The following is a 2,516-nucleotide window of genomic DNA, read 5'->3' as shown; positions in this document are numbered from 1 at the left end:
ACCCGGCGCGCCCGTCAGGCCCAGCGTCGCCAGCACGGCGGCGCTCACGGCCACCGCCGCCGCGCGCCGTACGCGGGTACGCGCCGCCGCGCCCGCCCCCGCCCGCGTCGCTCCGGCTCTCGTCGTCTCGGTTCTCGCCATACGGAAGTCCCCTGCCTGGCCGCTGCGGTGCCCCGCCCGGACCGTCGAACGGCCGGGCACGGGACGGACGTCGTGTGCGCGGTGATCGTATCCGGGGCCGGCGCCGGCGGCCCCCGCCGTCCGGCCGCCGCCCGCCGACCGCCGTGACCAGGGCGGACGGACCCGGTCATCCGACAGATGCGGCCCCGGCCGGCGCCCCCGTAGGTTCGGGACCGTACCGAGGGACGCGGCACGGGGCGACGCCCGCGGGCCGCCGCTCATCCCGCCCGTGGCAAGGGAGTTCACCGTCATGAAGGTCCGAATCGTGCTGGACGTCGCGTGCGCCTGGTCGTTCCTGGGATTCACCCACTACCTGCGGGCCGTGGAGCGCTTCCGGGCCGAGGGCGGGGTCGTGGAGACCGGGTTCCTGCCGTTCCAGGTGGCGCCCGACGCGCCCACACACGGCGAGCCGCTGCGGGAGGTCCACCGCCGGGTCTTCGGGCCGGCGGCCGAGGAGCGGACCGCCGACTTCACCGCCCTGGCCGCCCGCAGCGGCCTGGACGTCCGCTTCGACCGCGCGGTCTTCGCCAACACCCGCGCCGCGCACGGCCTCATCGCCCGGGCGACCGTCCAGGGCGCGGGGGAGCGGACCGCGGCCCTGCTGTTCGACGCCTACTTCACCGAGGGCCGCAACGTCGCCGACCCCGCCGTCCTGCGGGACGTCGCCGCGCGGAGCGGCGTCGACGGGGATCCGGACCGGGACTCGGACGGCGACGCGGCCGCCGTGGCCGCCGGTTTCCGTACCACCGCCGAACTCGGGGTGCGCTCGGTGTCGTTGTTCCTCTTCGAGGACGGCAGCACGGTGAGCGGGGCACGGTCGGCCGACGCCTTCCTCGCCGCCCTGCGGGAGGCGGACGGCGCCATGGCCCGTGCGGGGAACGCCGCCTGACGGCGCGGGAGCGGCCGTCAGGGCCCGCCGCCCGAGTAGCACAACCACCACTGTTCGCGCAGGTGTTCGATCACGGTGATGGGCTTCTCACATCGCCGCCGGGCCTGATGACTTTCCCGCCCGACTCCGGTGTCCTTACCGCCGACGGCAGCCCTGGATATGGGCATGACGAGGGGAACGGTGGGAAATGGACAGGCAATTCCGGCCATGGCGGAGCCTGCGGCGGCGCGTGACGAGGACGCCGGAAGCCGCCGGGACGACCCTGCGCGCCAGGATCGCCGCGGCCGTGGGAGCGGTCGCGCTGCTCGTGGCCGGTCTCACCGGGGTGACCGCGGGCGAGGCCGCCGCGAGAGAGGGCAAGTGGTCGTGCTCGGGGTCCCCCGTACCGGACGGCTGGGTCATCACCGGCTACGACCGCACCGGCTGCCAGGGCGCGGGCTCCTGGTTCCAGCGGCCCGTGAAGGACGGCATCTGGACCTGCTCCGGCTCGCCGATCGTGTCCGGCTACGTCATCACCAACTACGACCGCAACGGCTGCACGGGCATCGGCGCCTGGTACCACGAGCTCGCCCGTGACGGCCGCTGGACGTGCGCCGGTTCCCCGATCCCGGCCGGTTACGTCAACACGAACCACAACCGCACCGGATGCAACGGCATCGGCTCCTGGTACCAGGAACAGATCCGCAACCGCATGTGGGCCTGCTCCGGTTCCCCCATCCCGCCGGGATACCGCAACACCACCTTCTCGTCGACCGGTTGCAACGGCGTCGGGGCGTGGCTCATGGTGCGCACCTGAGCGACGCGCGACGGCCGGCCCGCCCCCGTTCGTCCGGGGCGGGCCGGCCCTTCCGCCGTGGCGCGCATCCGCCGTGGCCCGTAATTCCCTGGCGGCCCGGCCCCACCGATCGATACGATCACCGCGATGACGACTTACTTCCCTCACAGATCGGAGGTCCCGTCCGCGCAAGGTGAGTGCTGATGGCCACTCACATCGCGAACGAGGATTCCTCCCCCTTCTCCCCCTTCTCTCCGTCCTTGTCCTTCTGGCCGCGCGTGCGCGAGTTCGCCGTGCCGGCCCCCGTGATCGAGACCGCCACCGCCCGCCGGCACGCGGGGGACTGGGCGGGCGCGTGCGCCGTCGCCGGCGTCGACGTGGACCTCGACCTCAAGGCCGCCGCCCGCGCCCACGGCCGCGACCTCGCGGCCCGGATCCGGGCCGACCTCCGTCGGCTGGCACCGGACCTGCTGCGCTGGCACCTGCCCAGGATCGCCCCCGACGGACTGCTGCGCCCCGGCCTCACCCTCACGCTCGCCCGGTACACCACCCGGGAGAGCGGCGGCAGCCCGGCGGGCTCCGTGCACCTGGTGGTCCGGACCCCGCCCGCGTGGGCGGGCGCCGGCCAGCGGGTCGGCCTCGCGCTGTGGGACGGCTCCCGTCCCGGGGCCG

Annotated in this window: 2 protein-coding genes and 1 pseudogene; all 3 read left to right on the top strand. The window is 74.9% G+C overall.

From position 1 onward, the window contains the following. Positions 1-430: 430 nt before the first annotated feature. Positions 431-1,069, top strand: a complete 639-nt coding sequence (locus JNW98_RS34815; protein ID WP_223772276.1) for a DsbA family oxidoreductase — start codon at positions 431-433, stop codon at positions 1,067-1,069. 229 nt (positions 1,070-1,298) lie between these two features. Next, entirely contained in the window at positions 1,299-1,865 is a 567-nt protein-coding gene (locus JNW98_RS34810; RefSeq protein WP_223772275.1) for a hypothetical protein, read from the top strand. Positions 1,866-2,047: 182 nt separating this feature from the next. Beyond that, a pseudogene (locus JNW98_RS34805) lies at positions 2,048-2,516 on the top strand (hypothetical protein); the annotation flags it as partial.

Source organism: Streptomyces huiliensis, from assembly GCF_020037025.1.
GTDB classification, from domain to species: Bacteria; Actinomycetota; Actinomycetes; order Streptomycetales; family Streptomycetaceae; genus Streptomyces; species Streptomyces huiliensis.
Note: the sequence above shows the minus strand (reverse complement) of the source record. Positions and strands in the feature narration are given on the sequence as shown.

Coding starts and splice junctions, on each gene's coding strand:
- JNW98_RS34815 (WP_223772276.1), top strand. CDS start 431: ATGAAGGTCCGAATCGTGCTGGACGTCGCGTGCGCCTGGTCGTTCCTG.